The sequence below is a fragment of the Suttonella ornithocola genome (assembly GCF_001889065.1).
GTDB lineage: Bacteria > Pseudomonadota > Gammaproteobacteria > Cardiobacteriales > Cardiobacteriaceae > Suttonella_A > Suttonella_A ornithocola.
In genome coordinates this window covers 1-288 of sequence record NZ_LWHB01000280.1, presented here as the reverse complement: position 1 = coordinate 288, position 288 = coordinate 1, and the positions used below count along the sequence as shown (strand labels likewise).

Annotated in this window: 1 protein-coding gene; it reads right to left on the bottom strand. The window is 41.0% G+C overall.

Annotated features, from left to right (window positions below; translation table 11 throughout):
* Window positions 1-57: 57 nt before the first annotated feature.
* The gene (locus A5N85_RS13745) at window positions 58-264 is read right to left on the bottom strand and encodes a helix-turn-helix domain-containing protein (RefSeq protein WP_072577644.1); all 207 of its coding nucleotides are present in this window, start codon (window positions 262-264) and stop codon (window positions 58-60) included.
* Window positions 265-288 lie beyond the last annotated feature (24 nt).

Genomic DNA, 288 nt, shown 5'->3' with positions numbered 1-288 from the left:
CATAACAAATCGCTGATTGCAGAGCAATTAAAACGTCTAGCTCTTTCCCATTGGTAATCATCGGATACTGCTCAATATCCTTAAGCAAGCTTCATCATCAATCTTTGAGGGCTTACGCTCAGTAAAGCCTTTAGGATGGGGATTTTTAATCCAGCTATAGACGGTGAATTTGCTGATCTTGTAGCGCTTTGCAACAGCGCGCCAAGTTTCTCCATTAGCAATATCGTTAAGAATTTTCTGTCGGAATTGGCGACAGTAGGTCATAGGATATGCTCAGTTTGTTTTTGA

Coding starts and splice junctions, on each gene's coding strand:
- A5N85_RS13745 (WP_072577644.1), bottom strand. CDS start 264: ATGACCTACTGTCGCCAATTCCGACAGAAAATTCTTAACGATATTGCT.